This is a genomic window from Paenibacillus montanisoli (genome assembly GCF_003268025.1).
GTDB classification, from domain to species: domain Bacteria; phylum Bacillota; class Bacilli; order Paenibacillales; family Paenibacillaceae; genus Paenibacillus_Z; species Paenibacillus_Z montanisoli.
The window spans coordinates 71,804-89,944 of record NZ_QLUW01000002.1; the positions used below are offsets into that span (position 1 = coordinate 71,804).

Annotated in this window: 23 protein-coding genes; 5 read left to right on the top strand and 18 right to left on the bottom strand. The window is 46.1% G+C overall.

The window, feature by feature from the left end:
• Window positions 1-59: 59 nt before the first annotated feature.
• The 7 genes from DL346_RS09540 to DL346_RS09570 form a co-directional block, all read right to left on the bottom strand.
• Window positions 60-347, bottom strand: a complete 288-nt coding sequence (locus DL346_RS09540) for a hypothetical protein (RefSeq protein ID WP_112881916.1) — start codon at window positions 345-347, stop codon at window positions 60-62.
• Between the two features lie 197 nt (window positions 348-544).
• The gene (locus DL346_RS09545) at window positions 545-1,093 is read right to left on the bottom strand and encodes a hypothetical protein (protein WP_133257509.1); all 549 of its coding nucleotides are present in this window, start codon (window positions 1,091-1,093) and stop codon (window positions 545-547) included.
• 262 nt (window positions 1,094-1,355) lie between these two features.
• Window positions 1,356-2,252 (bottom strand): aldo/keto reductase, encoded by an 897-nt coding sequence (locus DL346_RS09550; RefSeq protein ID WP_112881918.1) that lies wholly within the window; start codon window positions 2,250-2,252, stop codon window positions 1,356-1,358.
• A gap of 423 nt (window positions 2,253-2,675) precedes the next feature.
• Window positions 2,676-3,260, bottom strand: a complete 585-nt coding sequence (locus DL346_RS09555) for a VanZ family protein (protein ID WP_112881919.1) — start codon at window positions 3,258-3,260, stop codon at window positions 2,676-2,678.
• A gap of 309 nt (window positions 3,261-3,569) precedes the next feature.
• Window positions 3,570-4,445: a tail fiber protein gene (locus DL346_RS29740; RefSeq protein ID WP_121497978.1), complete on the bottom strand. Its 876-nt coding sequence runs from the start codon at window positions 4,443-4,445 to the stop codon at window positions 3,570-3,572.
• A 668-nt stretch (window positions 4,446-5,113) separates the two neighbouring features.
• Window positions 5,114-5,347, bottom strand: coding sequence for a hypothetical protein (locus DL346_RS09565; RefSeq protein ID WP_112881920.1), 234 nt, complete (start codon window positions 5,345-5,347; stop codon window positions 5,114-5,116).
• Window positions 5,348-6,262: 915 nt separating this feature from the next.
• Window positions 6,263-7,108 (bottom strand): DNA-primase RepB domain-containing protein, encoded by an 846-nt coding sequence (locus DL346_RS09570; protein WP_112881921.1) that lies wholly within the window; start codon window positions 7,106-7,108, stop codon window positions 6,263-6,265.
• A 293-nt stretch (window positions 7,109-7,401) separates the two neighbouring features.
• On the opposite strand from DL346_RS09570, the gene DL346_RS09575 reads away from it, so the two are divergent.
• Entirely contained in the window at window positions 7,402-8,649 is a 1,248-nt protein-coding gene (locus DL346_RS09575; protein WP_165822446.1) for a sensor histidine kinase, read from the top strand.
• Window positions 8,650-8,811: 162 nt separating this feature from the next.
• Here the strand turns inward: DL346_RS09575 and DL346_RS09580 are convergent, their stop codons facing one another.
• The 3 genes from DL346_RS09580 to DL346_RS09590 form a co-directional block, all read right to left on the bottom strand.
• On the bottom strand, window positions 8,812-9,012 hold the full coding sequence (locus tag DL346_RS09580) for a cold-shock protein (RefSeq protein WP_090791100.1): 201 nt from the start codon (window positions 9,010-9,012) through the stop codon (window positions 8,812-8,814).
• Window positions 9,013-9,108: 96 nt separating this feature from the next.
• Window positions 9,109-9,456, bottom strand: a complete 348-nt coding sequence (locus tag DL346_RS09585) for a VOC family protein (protein WP_112881923.1) — start codon at window positions 9,454-9,456, stop codon at window positions 9,109-9,111.
• Between the two features lie 43 nt (window positions 9,457-9,499).
• On the bottom strand, window positions 9,500-9,937 hold the full coding sequence (locus tag DL346_RS09590) for a hypothetical protein (RefSeq protein ID WP_133257510.1): 438 nt from the start codon (window positions 9,935-9,937) through the stop codon (window positions 9,500-9,502).
• Window positions 9,938-10,173: 236 nt separating this feature from the next.
• Here DL346_RS09590 and DL346_RS09595 point away from each other — a divergent pair, with 236 nt between their 5' ends.
• A complete protein-coding gene (locus tag DL346_RS09595; RefSeq protein ID WP_112881925.1) occupies window positions 10,174-10,767 on the top strand; it encodes a YjgB family protein in 594 nt (197 codons plus the stop codon).
• 443 nt (window positions 10,768-11,210) lie between these two features.
• Here the strand turns inward: DL346_RS09595 and DL346_RS09600 are convergent, their stop codons facing one another.
• The 4 genes from DL346_RS09600 to DL346_RS09615 form a co-directional block, all read right to left on the bottom strand.
• Complete coding sequence (locus tag DL346_RS09600; protein WP_112881926.1) at window positions 11,211-12,401, bottom strand: hypothetical protein; 1,191 nt, start codon at window positions 12,399-12,401, stop codon at window positions 11,211-11,213.
• Between the two features lie 75 nt (window positions 12,402-12,476).
• Window positions 12,477-13,028, bottom strand: a complete 552-nt coding sequence (locus DL346_RS09605) for a hypothetical protein (protein WP_112881927.1) — start codon at window positions 13,026-13,028, stop codon at window positions 12,477-12,479.
• A 128-nt stretch (window positions 13,029-13,156) separates the two neighbouring features.
• A complete protein-coding gene (locus DL346_RS09610; protein ID WP_240633110.1) occupies window positions 13,157-13,567 on the bottom strand; it encodes an RDD family protein in 411 nt (136 codons plus the stop codon).
• Window positions 13,568-13,605: 38 nt separating this feature from the next.
• Window positions 13,606-13,809: a zinc ribbon domain-containing protein gene (locus DL346_RS09615; RefSeq protein WP_112881929.1), complete on the bottom strand. Its 204-nt coding sequence runs from the start codon at window positions 13,807-13,809 to the stop codon at window positions 13,606-13,608.
• A 159-nt stretch (window positions 13,810-13,968) separates the two neighbouring features.
• Here DL346_RS09615 and DL346_RS09620 point away from each other — a divergent pair, with 159 nt between their 5' ends.
• Window positions 13,969-14,628, top strand: a complete 660-nt coding sequence (locus tag DL346_RS09620) for a helicase-related protein (RefSeq protein WP_240633111.1) — start codon at window positions 13,969-13,971, stop codon at window positions 14,626-14,628.
• Between the two features lie 205 nt (window positions 14,629-14,833).
• Window positions 14,834-15,583 carry a C40 family peptidase gene (locus DL346_RS09625; protein ID WP_112881931.1) on the top strand — a complete coding sequence of 250 codons (750 nt, stop codon included), beginning with the start codon at window positions 14,834-14,836 and terminating at the stop codon, window positions 15,581-15,583.
• A gap of 73 nt (window positions 15,584-15,656) precedes the next feature.
• Here DL346_RS09625 and DL346_RS09630 read toward each other — a convergent pair whose 3' ends face one another.
• Together DL346_RS09630 and DL346_RS29015 are read right to left on the bottom strand one after the other, a co-directional pair.
• Entirely contained in the window at window positions 15,657-15,998 is a 342-nt protein-coding gene (locus DL346_RS09630; protein WP_112881932.1) for a YidH family protein, read from the bottom strand.
• Between the two features lie 22 nt (window positions 15,999-16,020).
• Window positions 16,021-16,194 carry a hypothetical protein gene (locus DL346_RS29015; protein ID WP_165822447.1) on the bottom strand — a complete coding sequence of 58 codons (174 nt, stop codon included), beginning with the start codon at window positions 16,192-16,194 and terminating at the stop codon, window positions 16,021-16,023.
• 45 nt (window positions 16,195-16,239) lie between these two features.
• Between DL346_RS29015 and DL346_RS09635 the strand changes: the two genes are divergently transcribed.
• Window positions 16,240-16,734 carry a helix-turn-helix domain-containing protein gene (locus tag DL346_RS09635; RefSeq protein ID WP_112881933.1) on the top strand — a complete coding sequence of 165 codons (495 nt, stop codon included), beginning with the start codon at window positions 16,240-16,242 and terminating at the stop codon, window positions 16,732-16,734.
• A 75-nt stretch (window positions 16,735-16,809) separates the two neighbouring features.
• Here DL346_RS09635 and DL346_RS09640 read toward each other — a convergent pair whose 3' ends face one another.
• Window positions 16,810-17,592, bottom strand: a complete 783-nt coding sequence (locus tag DL346_RS09640; RefSeq protein WP_112881934.1) for an SDR family oxidoreductase — start codon at window positions 17,590-17,592, stop codon at window positions 16,810-16,812.
• Window positions 17,593-17,628: 36 nt separating this feature from the next.
• The gene (locus DL346_RS09645) at window positions 17,629-18,090 is read right to left on the bottom strand and encodes a L,D-transpeptidase (protein WP_240633112.1); all 462 of its coding nucleotides are present in this window, start codon (window positions 18,088-18,090) and stop codon (window positions 17,629-17,631) included.
• Between the last annotated feature and the right edge of the window lie 51 nt (window positions 18,091-18,141).

Consider the following 18,141-nt stretch of genomic DNA (forward strand, 5'->3'; position numbering starts at 1 on the left):
GAGCAAAAAAAACGCCTCACCCGGTTGGATTGTCCGGCTGAGGCGGTCTTTGATCATGGCTATTGCTCGACTGCAATCTCGTACTTCTCGGCAATCTTCAATAAATGCTGCTCGATGTTATCATAATCTCCAACCTTGTTGCTGGATATAACGAATGCATCCTCCGAGCCTCTGACATGAACTTTGATCACCTTCACCTCAACGGTCCAGAGCAGCTTTCTCACCGGTTCCTTCCCCACTTCCAGCCGCTCAAGCTTACTGTACTCAATGGTTTTTGGAGCACTCTCCTTTTCCAGCTTAAGGACCATTTCACCCGCGTCCAAGTTGACATCCACTGCTTGCAGCAAATCGATCAACCTCCTTGGTTTTGAATAGAAATGGTTATGCCCGGCTTATTTGCAATTGTATTCAACCAGTTGCGAATATATGTGCATCCAGCTCAGAATCAATCTGATTAGCACCCTCGCCTCCCTGATTACCTTTCATTTAACCGGATACTTAGTCCACTTAAACCGAACAACCTCTAGAATTTCGCAGGGGAAGCTTAATATTTTGTTTCAAACTCCTTAATCAATTCCTTGGATGTAATCATTGCTTCGTCTCTGTCTTTCGCAGGTGCCGTTATCATGTACCCGTCTGATTCAGACCAAGGACTAGCAGCATCATTGGACTCATTAACAAGCACCTTTATTGTAAAAGCAGTAAAATCGTCATTTATATATATACTGCCATAGAAATAAAAATCAGGTGCAACTCGGCCTGCTGCATCTATTATTCGGGAAGTAGATAATATTGTGCTAAAATTCTCGCCAGTATAGTACATCTCTAGTTTTGTTCGATCTTTTGGAAGTTGAGGGACTTCCTTTCCCTCAAACTCAACCGCACCATGAAACGATTTTTTGCCATTGATATGAGTACGCAGCTTCCCATCAAGATGCATTTTAATAGGCTCAATGACTCCTTCTTTTCCAAGCTGATAGAAAACACCATCTATTGTTTTCGTATACCGTTTGGGTGTTAAATACCAAATGGAGTATATGCCGATACCTACTAGGATTAAGACGATCAGCCAGCTTAAAAATTTACGATTCACTTCGATCGCTCCCAATAAATTAGACTTGCTCCAAATTATAGAACAATGTTACGTTACACGCACTTGGATATCTTTGGAGTTGCTGTATTGGCCAGCTGCCATTCATATTACGATTGAGCTATACTTCCCTGATGCGCCAGCGAGCCGAAGCGTTCGGCGAATCGCGGCGGATCATATTCGATGCGCATACGAAAAAGGAGGCTACCGCACTCGGCAGCCTCCTTTTTCGTTGCCCGCCTGTTCGGCAGCCATTTCCGGAATCTCAGCCTTGACCGATCCAATCGGCCTGCGCCTTCGCATTCCACTGCGCGCGAATCGCCTCGTAACGTTCCGCATGCAGCAAGCCTAGCTCCAGCAGACGGGCATTCTCCGTCCAGCGGTCCGGCTTCGCCGTGCCGACGATGGCCGCGTTCACGCCCGGTACGGACAGCGTAAAGCGGAGCGCCGTGCCGATCGATTCGCTAAGGTCTCCTTGCAGGAAGTCGTAGCCGAGGGCCTGCAGCCGATCCCAGTACGTGTGATGGTACCCTGATACCGGCTTCTTGCCGGTCTTCCAAGCCGCGTTCGCGATCGGCCGTTTAGCGACGACACCGATTCCCCGCCGCTGCGCTTCAGGAATCGTCAGCGTTATTGCCTCTTGGTCGGCGATGTTGACCGACGTCTCGAGGGAGTCGAAAGCACCGCATTGCACGGCGTAGAGCGCGGCTTTATGGTCGCCGCTGTAGCCGATGTAGCGTGTCTTTCCTTTCTCTTTCGCCCTTTTCAGAACGTCAATGACGTCGCCTTGGCGCAGCAGCTCCTCGGAACAGCTGTGCAGATGCACGACATCGACGTAGTCCGTCTGCAACCGCTTCAAGCTGCGGTCGATGCTAGCCTCCAGCATGGCCGGATCCCAGTCGGGCTGGTCAAATCCGGACGCGTGGCCGCATTTGGTGAACAAATAATAATCCCCGCGCCGCCTCGCGATCGTCTTGCCGATCAGCTCCTCGCTCGTGGCGTAACATTCCGCCGTGTCGATGACGTTCAGCCCCGCGTCGAGCGCACTGCCGAGCAGCTTGTCCGCCTGTTCGGCGCTAACGCCCTCGAAGCCGATCTCGGCGCCGCCGAAGCCGAGAATACTCACGTTCATGTCGGTTCTGCCGTACTGCCTTTTTTCCATCCTACAGGCCGCCTCGCTTTCGTCGATTGGACTTGGTTTTGACGTCTTTCATTATAGGCCGTCCGCTGAAGCCTTGAAAGAAGTGAAAATTTTCTCAGCAGGTAACCCTGAGTATAGTAACTAAACGCGGCCGGCCATCAGCCCCCCGCTGTTTGCAGATAGACGTCACTTGATATTACACTGGCGAAAGCCGATTCGAACCGGTGCTTCCGGATCTCGGCTGCCTGGTTACGAAATAAGAACCACAGTCCGCATAATGGGCTAGTCTGTATCCATACTACTCTGCATTTTCTCCCTCATAAAATCGCTTATAATTTCTCTACCCCACAAAACAGAGTTATTTATTTGTACATATCCTGCAATCATTACGGTTACCGAAATAGCTAGTTTTAAAGATTATCAAGACTTCTTTTAGGTGAAACCTCAATGCCCTCTTGTGTTTACCCTAATATTCGTTTGAACTTTTGCATCTTTTTTCAAGGTCTTCTTTATCCAATAAACAACATATAAACCAAAACTAAATCCAATCGAGTTTAAAATCACGTCATCAATGTCAGTGGACCTAGGTTGAATTACGTAAAGAGAAGTCAGCAAATATTGAATTGACTCAATGACGCCAGAAATGAAAATTCCAAATAAAGAAAACAATAGGATGTATCTCTTTACTTGTTTACCGATAATCATTCCAAAAGGAACTAGCAATACTAAATTTCCAAAGAAATTTCTTTTACCTATGGATGAGTTCAAATCGTAGCTCTTAATGCTAAAAAAAGGAGTCATATTTACTGGAATACCAAATCCATATCCTTGACTTCTTAATGATTCAATTACTCTTAAGTCAATATAGACTGGAGTTAATGTAATTGATAATAATGCAAATAAATATATAGAGATCATCGAAGAATACAATTGAAATCGAAATGATTTTCTCTTAAAAAAATTAACTACTATAACTATGGGAGTTATAAAAACAAATTGAATTAGAAAAAGTTGAAATGATGAAAGCATGTCTCCTCCTGAACTGCAGAAATGTATGGAAAATAAATTGCTCTATTAAAAAAACTCCAACAATTAATGAAAAAAAGAACGAAATAACAGATATTAATGCACCTATAAAGGCACTTAAACGAATTGATTTTTTAGAAGCAATCTCAGCAAAGGCATGTAGAAATCCCCTCTCTGAATGCGAGGCTGCGGCCATGTGTCGTTTGTGCTTTAGTTCCCGTATATAATGAAAAAGGTACAGCCTCCTCTAAAATTTGAGGGAATGTACCTTTTTCGCTTAAAGAGGAACTTTTACTGAGGCCTTCTTTTACACTATGGGCGCGATGGGTATACGCCTTCGATTTGAATGACATAACTGACGCCTGCCGGCGCATAATCACTTAAATCCGGAATGCCGAACGTTGTACGACCATCCCCTCCGTACATAGTTCCTAATAGGGAGAACAATGCCGTATTGTTAGAGATGGACAGTAGTTGCCCATCGCAAACCATGGTACCGCTAGGCGCAAAGTTGCCGGCAAACAGCCATACTTCTCCCAAAACTTTATCCACGCTGGAACCACCACCACCACCTCCAGAGGTAATGTTAGGGTTGCCGAACAAAGGACCCGAGGTTCCCGGATCCCCTTTAGGACCCTGAGGGCCCTGAGGACCTTGAGGACCTTGAGCGCCAGTTAATCCGATAGGACCGGCGGGACCTTGAGCACCAGTTAAGCCGGTATCACCCTGCGAGCCTTGAGGTCCGGCAGGACCGGTGGGACCTTGAGGTCCGATAGGGCCGGCTGGACCTTGAGCACCAGTTAAGCCGGTATCACCCTGCGAGCCTTGAGGTCCGGCAGGACCGGCGGGACCTTGAGGCCCGGTAGGACCAGCGGGACCTTGAGCACCAGTTAAGCCGGTATCACCCCGCGAGCCTTGAGGTCCGGCAGGACCGGCGGGACCTTGAATACCTTTCTCATGCATGTTTTTGATAACGGTGGCAACTTCGCCTCGGGTAATGTTCTTGTCGCCGCCGAATGAGCCATCTGGGTAGCCCTGCATAATGCCCTTTTCCCTTGCCCACTCAGCCGCTCCGCTCCACCATCCCGAATCAGTAAAGCCTGATACGCTTGCGCTTGCTACCCCTGCTATTAGGAGTAGTCCTGCAATCGTTCCTAGTACTACCTTTTTCAACTTCACGCTTTTCATCCCGATCTCCCCTATCCTCTTCCATTTTTCTTCAGATTAATTATTCTATGTCTTAGTCGGTTTTCCTCTATAAGGAAAAAAAGACTCCAAAACTATGTCCCGGAGCCGCTGACCGAAGTCAAGCGCATCGCTTCCTACTTCACTTCGTCCAATTTCGCCAGGCAAGGCTGCAGCGCGTACATGTCGTCGTTCCGCTCCATTTTGCGCCAATTGTCGGCCAACTCTTAAGCCGCCTTACCCCCTTCGACCAGCATCACTGATCAGGATCACTTGCCGGCGAGGTTTCGCGGCCAAAATCTATTAATTGAAGTCTTTATTGTCGAAATTGCCACACATCTGCGGTTACCCAGGAAATATTCATAAAAAAAGCCGGCTTTTAAATCAGCCGGCTTGTTCATATACAATATCTGAATAAGGATTAGCAGTCGCAGTTTGCTTGCTTGATCACATGCTTCAAGCTTTCCTCCAATATCTTTGTACTTTCTATCAGACTCTGAGAGTATCCATCTTTTGTCGTTAAAGCAATATACTCTCCGGGCACGACTGAATTTGCTTGGGGGTTCATTGCTATGTCTTATATCATTCTGATGGGGATTGCGTTTGAAATCGAAACTGATCCAAATAGAATGCAAAAACCGCGCAGAGCGCGGTTCATAGTTAGAATATGTTCATTTCCATTTTTCCTTCATTTGACGCCTCAATTCGGCGTTCTCCAACCGAAGTTTTTCGAGTTCGCTTCTTACCGCGCGCATCAATGAATTCAGCCCGAATCCGGTCATGAACAAAACTAGACCAAATATAGATACGCTTCCTGCGGCCGCTAATTCTAACATAAAAAAGACAATACCGAGTGCGATAAGAATGAGCGAAATGATTTTGACGCTTCTCAACGAGTCGTACATGATGATGCCACTCCATTCAAATGACGCCATTTCTTTTTTAACGAGTTCGCTTAACTTGATTTTACAATATTCTATGTGCATAAATTCAATGTGTGTAGTTTAAGCCGCATGGCGGTGTCGAGATTTGAGCTGGCGCGTCCGGCTAACAAGGTCACCACTTGTTCCACCGAGTTATTTTTAATCTTTCCAACAGCAGCACAATATCCCGATCGCATCGATAGGAGCTTTACATTTCAACTGCATATTTCAGCAGAAAGATCCTGTTCGTCGTTAAGAATTATAGCTTACTTAGTATCTTGTTGGGATAATTAGTTTCTTCTTGTTTTTTAAATACCTTTCTAGCCAACTCATATCCTTATTTCGTTTTAGTATAAATTTAGCACTATCAATTAGAAGTCTTGATCTTAATTCATCTCGTCGATCCAGCATATGTAACCTCTTTAAAAACTGTTCATTCATCAACTTTTCCTCCATTTTGGGATAATAGAGAATTTATGCTTATCTACATTTTATGATACATACTGAAAAAAGAATGTCAGACTATCTGCGCAAAATTAATTGTTTAATGTCGAAGTAGAGTTGTTTTTGATAGGCATTCCACCGTGTTCATCATATAGTCAATTACCGCACTACCAATATCCCTCGGCTGCGGTGCCCGGTTCTTTCCTTAAGCAGCCAGATTTAACCGGCTGCTTGTTGCGAGTTCTGGCATATTGTTTGGATAATGTTACAGCAATTCTGCTTCAATAAAAACAAGGAGCCGTCCGCCGCGACGGTCTGCTCCTTGTTTTTATTGAACTATCGTACCTGTTAGCTCAATGCGGTATTGTCATTTGGTGAATACAATCCCCTGCGAATAAGATTAGCCCTCAGATTTTTCCCTGGAAAAAGTACATCAGTTCGTCGTTATAAAATTTATAATGATAATGCTAAGCTCCGGATGAGCTCAGCCTGCGTAAAAGGCTGTTTCCTCCCCCAGCGCTTCACGCAAACGAGGTAAGGGCTTGCCGGGTTCTTCCGGTGGTAAAAGCCGGGAACGCGCATGACGCGAGCGAGGTCCGTGATTTTGGGATCGGAGTTGAATTTACGGACTAGTGCTCGTTGAATGGGCACGAACCAGCCGATCGATCCTTTTCGGATTACCCAATATATGTGGTAGCCATTTTTGGTTTCGACGATCATCGAACCTCGAATGAGCTTCCGGTGCCTGACTAGAAACTTCCGTTTTAGTTGCCACACTCTTCGCTTGCCTCGTTGGGCGAGCAGCCGATAAAGTCCCTGTTTAGTGCGTGTCACGCTGATGGACTCGATCTGTTCCACGGGGTCCGCTTGAAGCTCCTGCTTGCGGCGCTCTGCCTCTTCGCTCGTATGCAGCAATTCGGAGATTTTGTTGAGGTCGACGTCAATGAAGTGAGCGCGAACCGCCTGAAAGTCGCCACGAGCCTGCTCCCGGTAATTGACGGTCATGAACACCGCGTAGCCTTCTTTGTTTTTGCGCAGCAGCGGAACGGGCCGCTTCGCACGAGTCAGCAGCGTAATCCGGGACAGCTGGCGCTCTAGCTGCTTCATCTGCTTATGCAGCGTCATCGCCCTCGCCTTGCTCTGCGAAGTAGGCTGAACTGGCTTGCGTGCCATCGTATCGTGGACAAGCGTAAAATGTAAAGTTTGGCTTCTTTTACAGCCAAGCTTCTTAATAAAACGCCGGAATTGACGGGAACGTAACCACATGCGGCTGGCATGCAGGGCCAAACGCTGCTCCACTCAATCACATCCTCTATTTAGGCTGACATCACACGTTGCTTTCTCCCTTAGACAATCTTATTCTGCCAAGATTCCATTCGTGTGGTCACTCATACCCATCCAGTGATCAGGCAGCTTCTTTTTAGGGATCACTCATCATTGAAATCTCATAAAAAACCAGCCAGTACCTCTCTGGTCGATTATTCCCCGGGGGGATTCAATTACGTTCATGTTAAAATTCTCTCCTCGAGATGAAGGAAACAACAGCCCTTTTCTCGAAAACAAAGGTAAGCACTCAGCAAAGGAGCAACCCCATGCTTTTCCATTCCGCCTTCATCCTCAATGCGTTCATTATTTTCCTGCCTTTGATTTTTTACCGTCCTTTCTATAAACGCAAGCACCCGCTCTTCGTGTATGTTTTGTTTTTGATTCCCATGATCATTACAATGACCTTTCCGGTAAACATCTTCGATTCGGTGCTCGACCTAAGAGGAATTCCGCTCGTGATCGGCTCTCTCTACGGCGGACTGTTAACGACGCTGCTCTTATTCGGCAGCCTGCTTGCGTACAGGCAGGTCTTGGGCGGTATCGATCTATTTGATTACTTCATTTCGCTATTGCCGACGTTCTTGCTGCTGCTGATGCTCATTAAGATGTACGAGAAAGCCGGCGCCAAGAAGAGAATGCTGCTTGTTGCCGGTGTGTGCTTCTTTTTGCGCGTGACGGTCGTCAATCTGTACGCTCTGCTCGAAGGGAAGACTTCCTTTTTTATGGAGTCGTTTGTTCCGAGTCTGCCCATCATCTTCGTTCAGTGCATCATGGCGGTGATGCTGGTGTTCATAATTGAAATGATCCGCACGCAAAATCGGATGCAAGAGGAGATCATCCATGCGGAGAAAATGAAGGTCGTCAGCGAAATCGCGGCGTCCGTAGCGCATGAAGTCCGCAACCCGTTAACGTCAGTCCGCGGCTTCATCCAACTACTGTCCGATCCAGCACTAAGCGACTGGAAGCGTAAAGAGTTCTCCGCCATAACACTCGAGGAGCTGGACCGGGCGGAATCGATCATTTCCGATTACTTATCGCTCGCCAAACCGCAGATCGAGAGGCTCGAACCGATCGTCCTGGAGGAGGCGCTCGCCAAGGCGTCCCAAATCCTGAGCTCCTACGCCAATTTGCAGAACGTCGAGATCGTCACGGACATAAAACTCCCTGCAACGGTATACGGCAGCAAGTCCAAGTTCAGGCAAGCCATCATTAATATCGGCAAGAACGCCATAGAGGCGATGCCCGGCGGGGGCATGTTGACCTTGACTTACACAGTAAACGAGCCTAACCAAATCGTCACCATCACGATCGCCGATACCGGTATCGGCATGAACGAGGAACAGCTTAACCGACTGGGTTCACCCTATTACACCACCAAAGACAAGGGCACCGGTCTTGGGACCATGGTCATCTTCAGCGTCATTCGGGGCATGAACGGCAAGATCGAGGTCCGCAGCAAAGAAGGCGAAGGTACCACGTATTTCATCACGCTGCCGTTGACGCAGCATGCTTAAAAATCGGGCTGGCGACCCGAGAGTCAAAAAAACGGCAGACCTGGCTAGCCAGCTACCGTTTTGTTATTTCTGAACTATCGTACCCGTCCACTAGCTTCATGGGCAATTAATAATAAAAAGCCTGTTCCTGACATATCGTCAAGTCCAGGCTTGATTTCTGTATTACAGTTTTACAACATTCTCAGCTTGAGGTCCGCGTTGACCTTTTACAACATTGAATTCAACACGTTGGCCTTCGTCCAAAGATTTATAACCTTCGCCTTGAATAGCAGAAAAATGGACAAATACATCGTCACCGTTTTCCCTTTGAATGAAACCAAACCCTTTTTCCGCATTAAACCATTTGACAGTACCTGTTTCCATTAATTTAATAACCTCCAAAGTTTAAACATTATGCCCCAACAAAGTGGACTATTTACAAGTATATCCCACATAATACGAAAAATGACTCACAACTCGTTATTTCTCCCAAAGCTCGACCAGTCGGCCTTCAGGATCTTCAATCCAAATAAACTTTCCAAATTCACTAATCTCTTTTTTCTTTGCAAGAGGTACGCCAATTTGTTCAAGATGCTTAATCGTTTCGTCTAGATTATGTACTTCGAAATTTAACATCACTTGTTGTTCTGTTGGAAAATAACTGTCATCCTCGGTAAAGAAAGAAAAGATTGTCTCATTTCCTGATTGGGGTTTTATCACGGTCCCATTCCAATTATCTATTTCAATTTTCAACACTTCACTGTACCATTTCTTTACAACTTCAAGATTCTTAGTTCTCCAAAATATTCCTCCGAAGCCTTTTATCATTGTATCTAACTCCCGACATGAGATTTAAAGCTCTATTTGCTTGCTAATCAGCCTTCTCAATAAGCCATTTATTCTTTTCTTTTTTAAGAACATACAACCATAAATTGGAGTGCTTATCTATTTCAACTTCAACATAAGCAAAATAATAAAACGTTTTACCATTTAAACCTCCACCAAGACTCTTCAGTTTAACACTTGTTATATTTGTATCAGAAAAAGATACATCTTTGGCAGCCCCATTCCGGTATAGCTCAGTCAATAATCGTTTATAACCAGTTACATTATTTTCATTAATATAGCGTATTGCAGAGTTAATAACGTGCACACATTCAAGTTCTTCATTTTGAAAAGCAGACTCATCAATGTATGGGGTCTTGCTTAATGGATGCGCGGAAACCGTTTCACGTACTGAAATCAGATTTGAAACTAGGAGCAATAAAACCATAATTTTTAATTTCTGTTTATATAATTTCAATAACACGATCCAGCCCCGCTTGAAATATTTACCAACATTATACCGTGTAATAAAACCCTTTTTCAATAACTACCCGTTAGTTGAAGACCGCCAGTATCACTTCTTCAGCCGGCGGTTGTTTCGTTACCTTCATGTAACTATTTCGTTACCTTTCTGTCATTCCTTTCGCGGCTGGGTTGGTTACTATGAGGTTGTAAGTCAACCGTCCCTTGTCACCACAAAACAGAAGAGGTGATTGCTTTATGCTGAACATATCCAAACACTTGAAATTTAATAAACTTGCCTTGGCTGCACTTATTGCGGTAAGCTCTACTGCGGCTTTCCATTCGAATGTCCTCGCGGCAACCGCCGATGCCGGCTTTAGCGCACAAAAGGGCAGCGTATATATTAAGAACATCTATAAGCTTGCGAGCGAAGGGAAAATTCCCGGATTAAACGCCATCGCTGGCAAAACGCCGATCTCCGCCGTTCATTACAAATGGGGCGATCCGGAAGTTGGCGGCGACCTGAAAGGGAACCATTACGAAGTGTACAATTTCGGTATGGGACAAGGCGCTTACGGCTTCGGTATCAACAAATCCGGTGTCATCTACGATTTGCGCAATTTCGGGCAGTCCGTTGATCAGACAGTCGGCATCAAGTCGTTAACCTTCGCGTCCGTCATCAAGACCCTTGGCATGCCCAAAGAAATTCGCTTCACCGGCACGGACAAAATTTACGTCTACCGCCCTGCACGTGCGTACGAACTAAAATTCGTCGGCCCAAGCAAAGTCGTCAAAGGCAAATTCGCGCATATTGACCACATCAATGTCTACGCAGCCAAAGCGAACACATAAGGCTTGGTACACGGAAAAACAAAGGATTGACTAAGTTCAATTCTCGCGCGAATAGTTTTTTTCTGCTCATTAGTTGAACAGGCTGCCGAAATTATCGGCAGCCTGTTGTTATTGAGCTATCGTTACTTGTTAGTTGAATAGTTCAATGTATTGAATAGTTATTTCGGCCAAATTTGCTTTCCAAAAATATCTCCTGGCATATAGATGTATATCATGCTGGCACTATTATTGGCCGTAGTCTCGATATGTTTAGCATAATATCACTTGCATCAATGGGTGTTCTATAAAACCATAAAATGAAAAGGACGAATAAAAAAGCTGCAATACACGTAAGAACTTTCGCTTTTTTTGTTTTTATTTCTATCTCAAAAGTCCATTCTTTTTTCAAACAAACTCAACTTCCCTCTCTTATGTCGCCACCATTTGCGTAATCATTCGGATGTCTAATTCCTGTCCGGCTCTAAACCGATAAAAACAGGTATCCCCAAACCAATTTGGCCTTCAGGAGTTTCACTCGGTACGAATCCTATGTAGAGATTGGACTTGTTTACGCTTCTTCCTGTCAATGTAAGCTGGAACGATTGTTGAGGCTGATACATCTGTTCCATCCACTCTTTCATGAGACCAAGCTTGGCAGCATCCTCAGCATACAGTCCCTGTAGCCCCCCTTCCGGAAAGTTGATTTCAGAGAACCGATAGCGATAACCGTTGATTAATTCTCCCTCTGCTTCCAGCTCGAGTGACTCCGGATCGCTTGCCCATTCTTCTCGAACGTGAAAATGAGGTAATGTCCGGAACAGCTTTCCAAGGCCGAGTTCGATATGAAGCTCATCAAGAGCTGGCCCCCACAAAAGTACGTCAAGTCCTGTGAAGGCTTGTCCCTCATTTCTCAGTCCAAATACAATGGCAGCCGGGCTGCCGACATCTGCTGCTGCGTAAGCGTTCCAGCTCGTAAATGCCAACTTCGGCCCATTGTGTTGCGTAACGTAATCGGAGAAACGGATCGTGCTGCGATAATGAAGAACCTTCACGTTACTTTCCATCACCTTATCTTGTTGAAACTCTTGATCAACCTCATAGCCCCGCAGTATAGCGTGGTCAGGAATTGCCAGCAACTCCGCTGCCAGCGCCAGCGCGTCGTCTGCGAAAATCGTCTCTTTTTCCCAGATCGCCTTCAAATCCGCCGGGCTCACGCCTGGCGCGCAAACCTCCGACCACTTCGATGGCTGACCGTTTCTTTTCCTCGGACGGCTCCCCTCTGACATTTCATTAAATAAGTCCAAGTCGTTGATGATCGTATCTGCCATTCGGCCGTTCTGATACAGGCGCATCACGAGCAAATCGCTATCATGCAGTACGGAACCGACAGCGGAGACGCCCACACGAGAAATAGCCTTGCCAAGCGCGTCCATCTCATCCAAGTGCTGCTCATCAAGCTTTTGGTCGTAGAGGGAGATCCATCGATCAGAGGAGACATGCAAAATCAGTGAACGATCGGCTGATTCCGCATCGTCCGTTTCTTCATACAGCCCCCCGTCTAGACTGTCTCGTATTGCAAGCACAAGTTCATTCATTAATTTGCTGCTATTAAGTGCTCCGCTGAACACTTGTATATTCGAAAGAAACGTACCCAATTTCCACTCGCACTCCTTACATCTATGGTTCTTATCCGGTAATAGTTTAACACGTAATGGAAACGGAATCCCTGATTAGTCATAACCGCCTTCAGCTTCAGGCAAAGCTTTATAGGCCTCCTTGCTCTCGACTATGTTCTTGATGAAATTTCTTAATTCCAGTAATTGATTCGCATCTTCCGTCATTGCACAGTATTTATCAGTCCACGAAATGGTTTTAGTTTCGCCATTGACCGTTATTTTCCACTTATCTTCGTTGCTTGGCGTTGTGAAACAACCTCCATCCATAGTCAATTCTTTGGGTCCCATTATGTCTATTGCTTTCATTTTATTGTATATGTCACGTAATTCAACCGTGCTAAACTCGATGTTTGCTGTTGCAGAGCCTTTCACAACTAAATCTTTCGTAAACGTTCCTTTATAGGTGTCTATTACATTCTTGGTTACCTCGCCATAGCCGAAGCTCACCATGAAATTAAAGTCGGTTGGCATTTCTAATGGCATTTCGGTCTCCTGCTTAACAGCCTCCGCCAATCTCGTGTTGCTTCCTATGACAGAATCCGAATGATTAGAACATCCCGTCATCACACACACTGCAATAAGCAACGAACAAAGTATCCCTTTCATTACCATCCCCTCCACAAATGGTATGACGCTAACTGGATGGTATTAGTTGCACTATGCTGCCAGTTAGCGCAATGAAAATGGAGCAGTTGCTGATCGCAAACTGCCCCATCCTTCATCTTTAAACAAACTTAGAGCCTTTCATGCACGACTTCCGTCCCGGCGATAAAATCATGCAGTGACCTTTTGTCCTCGCGTGCCCCTACCATCGTCGCGCTTACAATAGCGGCAATGCCGAGAGTAAACCCATAAATCAGGCCGGCTACAACATTTCGCAATAGCATCGTTCCGAGACTCGGCGGCAGCCCGTCGCTAACTTTTACGATCCGAATACCGCAGATCCGTTTACCAATCGTATAGCCATTCCAAAAAATCGGAAGCAGCAATGTATACAGGAACGAGATTATATTCGTATAAATCTCGTCGCCAGATCCCCCGGTGAGTATAAGCGAAATAATGACCAACGGCACTCCGACGATAAGTGCATCAAGAAGCAACGCGCCGAATCTAATCCAGAAGCCGGCTGGGTTATTCGTGTTCAAGCCGATGCCCTCCCCCATTCGAACAGCTTTCTTGTCGATTAACCGAAAAAGAAATCAAGAACGTTAGAACCGGCCGATGATTGCTTGTTGTAAAATTCGGAATAACCGCAATTCGTGCAGGACACGACAACAAATTGATTATGCTGAATATCGAACATTTTGGAAAGCCCGGTGCCCGTCATTGCTACTTCTTTCGTTCTTGCGTCCTTGCTTCCGCATTTGATGCATCCTTTTTCACTCATCTTCAAATCACACTCCCTCATATGATGTTCTTTTGTACGCTTCCAAGGATTGGAAGGTTGCATGGTTCGGCAATCAAAACCGACGGAAGTGGGTAATAAATATCGCCGTTCCATTGAACCGAATCAAGAATAGGAAAAACAGGAAGGATGACTGATATCGTGAACATTACTGAAAAACAGATCGTCGTTACCTTGGAGCCCGAGAATGAAACCGAATACTTACAGCTGTTGAATGATTATTTTACAGCTTCCGAGCGAAACAGCCGGGTCTCCTCCATTCATGAAAAAAAACAGCTCATGGCGATAAAAGAGCAAATGGCGCTTTTGTGCAATCAGAATACGCAAAAATTGAACAAGCTGAAATCCATCATCCGAGAGGTGAGCGAAAGAAGGGAAAAGACGATCGTCATCGCAAAATCGAATGCCGTCGCCTCCCTATTATTCGACAAGCTCTCTGCTGACGAGGATATCAAAGGTGTTCTGATGATTACTGCGCAGCTATCCATCCATGCGGCCAATGAAATGATCGAGCGATTTAATAAAATTCCGGAATCTACCGTTCTGCTTATTACGGACGGGGTCAATACCAGTCTCGACCTAACGGCGGCAAATCATCTCGTGCACTATGATTATCCGGCCCGCTTCTCTGATATTTTGCAGCGCAACAACCGCATTTCGAGACAAACATCCTATCATAAGGAAGCGACCATATACTATCTTCTAACGTCAGGCAAAATCGACGAGTTCGAATATCGGGAATGCCGGAACCCCAATGAATCGACGGCAGGTCAAAGGATAACGCAAAGACCGACAATATAACGCGTGCTAGTCATAAAGTCTCTAACGGGATCAGGTTCATGTCATCGACAAATGACGAGAATCTGATCCTTTTTCTGTAGGCTGGTTAAAACTACCAGTATTAAAAACTTCTAACGCTAGACGAGCAAGTCCGGGCATAAGTTTCAATCATGGAAAACCGAAACTCGGTTTAGCCAAAAAAACATGCGTGTGGAAGGAGTTCTCAATGAAAAAGATTGTAATCGTTTGGTTGATGGTGCTGTCGCTCTTGATCGCGTCAAGCTCGGCTTTCGCTGAAACACCTCCGGCAATAACCGTTATTGAACACGTCGAGGTTGGATACACCTATGAAGTGGGGGTAAATGTCAACGACACGGGAATCAACTTCCGTAAGGGTCCGGGAACGCAATACGCCCGTATCCGTTACCTCGCTCCAGGCGAAGAATTTAGAGTTATTGAGCGGATCGCCGGAACAACCTGGGCCAAGGTAAACGATGCTTCAGGTATTGTTGGCTATGTAACCACCCTTTCGAAATTTTCTAGTTTTCGTACGGTTAATGTCGTCCCAGCCTGGTCGGTCAAGGCGGATGAGATCATAGCTTATGGCAAGCAATACCTTGGAGTGCCTTATAAATTTGGCGCCGAATATGAAAACGACGGACTTTTTGATTGTTCCTCCTTTATGCAATATATTTTTGGCAAATACGGCATTAAGTTGCCTCGGACGTCAAAGCAGCAAAGCCAGGTCGGACAAACCGTTCCGTTTGAAAGCGCTCGCAAAGGTGATTTGATTTTATTGGACGTGGTTTCAAGTCGGGAAGGCATTGACCACGTAGGGCTTTATATGGGGAAGAACACACAGGGGCAAGATATCATGATTCATTCGAACCCAAGCGGACAAGGCGTGAATATCAAGGTATTGGATTCCGTCTGGATGCGCCGAATCGTCAAAGTACAGCGGATTATCCCGAATTAATCTCAGATCCGGTCAATCCTATAAATGAATTCATGAGCAGTTGCCGCCGGCAATCTGCTCATGATTTGTTCCGCTAGGCTAAAAATAAAATCGCTATAAATGCTATCATGAATAAATCTATGATGATTAAACCAAGGAATATCATCATGATGGTAAACCGTTCCGCATGAAAATGGCCTTCGTTTATTCCTTGCCGCTTGATGAAGTAGCTTCTTGCGGCCAGCACAACCATCAAACTTCCGAGCAGTACAGAGCCGATCCCGATCGCGGCAGCCAGAAGCTGGCCAATCGATTGGAAGCGGGCGGAGCGAAACACGGCGCCCGAAGCCAAAAAGCCAACTCCTGCAACGGTAATGCTGGTCCGTACCCAGGCCAAAAACGTTCGCTCGTTCGCAAAATGCTGTTGAACCGTCATTCCTGCCCCATCCCCGCCCTGACTATGCTTGTGGCAGGCTGAAACTGTCTCCGGTTTCATCAATCCAACGCTGCAAGCGGTTGTTAAGGCGTTTGCGCAGCTCCCAAAATTTGCTGTTATAGGCCAAGTTCACCTGTTCATACGGATCTTCGTTTAAGTTAAAGAGCAGCCACGGCATCCGCATCGCTTTGCCCATCTGGTCGGCCTATGGCATGAACTAGCAGGCGAGTTCTACCGGCTGATGAGCGATTTCCAGGACGAGATTTTTCGAACTGCGGACCCTTACTTTGTCTTCAACACTACGCAAACGATCGGGTACTTGAAGATTCGTTCCTTAGGAAGCCTATGGATTCACCAGCTGATCGAACTACTTCGGCAACAGCTTCCGGAGCATCCGTTCACCTACGATATCCGAGTCTACGAAATTTGCGATTATATCAAAGATAATCTTCGCAAGCGGCCGACATTGGACGAATTAGCCAAGCATGCGTCGCTTAGCAAGGAGCATCTGCGCTTCCTTTTTCAAAAGGAGCTTAATATCTCGCCGATGAAATATGCAGCCAGTATCCGGCTTCAGATGGCCAGAGAGCTGCTGCTCATGACATCGGTTCCGATGAAGGAAATCTCGGATAGGATCGGATATGACGACCAGCATCATTTTACAAGGGCATTTCACAAAGCGGAGGGCATGTCACCATCGGAATATCGCAAAACCTACAAAGGAAGCGTCGAATAACCGTCCGAACTGCACGAAAACTAGTCAACAAAAAAAGGCCTCGCATGCGTTCATCCATGCGAAGCCTTTAGTTGATTACCGCATAAACCCGCCTTCGGAATGGATCACTTGCCCGGTGATCCATTCTGCGTCATCACTCGCCAAAAAAGCGATCAAACGCGCCGCATCGCTCGGCAGCCCGATTCTTCCCATAGGAAATTTCGTGATGAGGTGACTCTTGATTTCCTCGTTCATCCACCCCGTATCCGTAGGGCCCGGATTGACAGCATTCACGGTGATGCCTTTGGAAGCAACCTCTGCCGATAACGTAACGGTAAAGGCGTCGATCGCGCCTTTCGTTGCCGCGTATGCAATCTCTCCCGCCATCGGTCCTCGTGATTGACCGGAAGTGAGATTGATGATTCTCCCGCCTCGATGCATGTTGAACCTTCGCGCGAATTCCGAGCTTAGCAAGGCCGTACCGCGTATATTGATTTGATAATGCAAATCCAACGTGCGCGCATCCAGGTTTTCGTAATTGGATTCAGTCGAATAAGTGGCGTTGTTCACTACTATCGATGGCGCGCCAATCATCTCTTCGACTTTATCCAGAAGCATCGAAGGAGCGCTGATATCGGATAAATCAAGCTCCAGCTTTTCGCATTTCACCCCAAGGTTCAAGAGATCGTTCCTCAGCATATCCGGCTCCTGGTCTTGAACGCTCCATGGCATGGATTTATCGTACTTCTTCCAATACGTAAAGAAAATATCAGCGCCCTCGGCCGCAAGCGAGCGGCATATGGCGGCCCCGATTCCGTTTAACCTTGATGCTCCCGTGACGAGCGCAATCCGATTTTCCAGCTTTCTCCCATGAATCATTTTTTTCGATCCTCCTTGAAGCACGCGTATTTTCAACTATTGTTGAATACTCACCTTCGTACCAATCGGGATGTGCCGGAAGAGCCATTCCACATCTTTATTTCTCATGCGGATGCAGCCGGAAGATACGCTGTGTCCGATCGAATAAGGATTGTTAGTGCCATGGATTCCGTATTTATAGCCGCCTGTGTTAGGAACGCTCAAGCCCATCCAGCGTGTTCCTAACGGATTTTTTTTATCTCCCCCAGGAATGTTTTTCCTTAGATACCAAGGGTTTTTGACTTTATTGGCAATCTTAAACTCTCCTTCAGGTGTCAAACTGCCCTTTCCAGTAGCAATAGCAAAATAATACACCGGAGTTTCATTTAAAAAGACTTGTAATCTATGGTCCGACTTGTCGATCACCAAGCTCACATTGTCTTCAAGCGGTGCTGCTTTTAATACGCCGGCGCTCATAATTGAATAGATCCACATTATCAGGATAACGCGTCCTGCCAAGTTTTCCAATCCTTCCGATCGATATGTAAAATGTAAACCACTTTAATGGGC

What these genes read in the sequence shown, in the direction of transcription:
- DL346_RS09565 (WP_112881920.1), bottom strand. Translation starts at nt 5,347, where the DNA reads ATGTACGACTCGTTGAGAAGCGTCAAAATCATTTCGCTCATTCTTATC.
- DL346_RS09580 (WP_090791100.1), bottom strand. Translation starts at nt 9,012, where the DNA reads ATGGAAACAGGTACTGTCAAATGGTTTAATGCGGAAAAAGGGTTTGGT.
- DL346_RS09595 (WP_112881925.1), top strand. Translation starts at nt 10,174, where the DNA reads ATGCTGAACATATCCAAACACTTGAAATTTAATAAACTTGCCTTGGCT.
- DL346_RS09585 (WP_112881923.1), bottom strand. Translation starts at nt 9,456, where the DNA reads ATGATAAAAGGCTTCGGAGGAATATTTTGGAGAACTAAGAATCTTGAA.
- DL346_RS09615 (WP_112881929.1), bottom strand. Translation starts at nt 13,809, where the DNA reads ATGAGTGAAAAAGGATGCATCAAATGCGGAAGCAAGGACGCAAGAACG.
- DL346_RS09625 (WP_112881931.1), top strand. Translation starts at nt 14,834, where the DNA reads ATGAAAAAGATTGTAATCGTTTGGTTGATGGTGCTGTCGCTCTTGATC.
- DL346_RS09555 (WP_112881919.1), bottom strand. Translation starts at nt 3,260, where the DNA reads ATGCTTTCATCATTTCAACTTTTTCTAATTCAATTTGTTTTTATAACT.
- DL346_RS09635 (WP_112881933.1), top strand. Translation starts at nt 16,240, where the DNA reads ATGAGCGATTTCCAGGACGAGATTTTTCGAACTGCGGACCCTTACTTT.
- DL346_RS09630 (WP_112881932.1), bottom strand. Translation starts at nt 15,998, where the DNA reads ATGACGGTTCAACAGCATTTTGCGAACGAGCGAACGTTTTTGGCCTGG.
- DL346_RS29740 (WP_121497978.1), bottom strand. Translation starts at nt 4,445, where the DNA reads ATGAAAAGCGTGAAGTTGAAAAAGGTAGTACTAGGAACGATTGCAGGA.
- DL346_RS09550 (WP_112881918.1), bottom strand. Translation starts at nt 2,252, where the DNA reads ATGGAAAAAAGGCAGTACGGCAGAACCGACATGAACGTGAGTATTCTC.
- DL346_RS09640 (WP_112881934.1), bottom strand. Translation starts at nt 17,592, where the DNA reads ATGATTCATGGGAGAAAGCTGGAAAATCGGATTGCGCTCGTCACGGGA.
- DL346_RS09575 (WP_165822446.1), top strand. Translation starts at nt 7,402, where the DNA reads ATGCTTTTCCATTCCGCCTTCATCCTCAATGCGTTCATTATTTTCCTG.
- DL346_RS29015 (WP_165822447.1), bottom strand. Translation starts at nt 16,194, where the DNA reads ATGGGCAAAGCGATGCGGATGCCGTGGCTGCTCTTTAACTTAAACGAA.
- DL346_RS09605 (WP_112881927.1), bottom strand. Translation starts at nt 13,028, where the DNA reads ATGAAAGGGATACTTTGTTCGTTGCTTATTGCAGTGTGTGTGATGACG.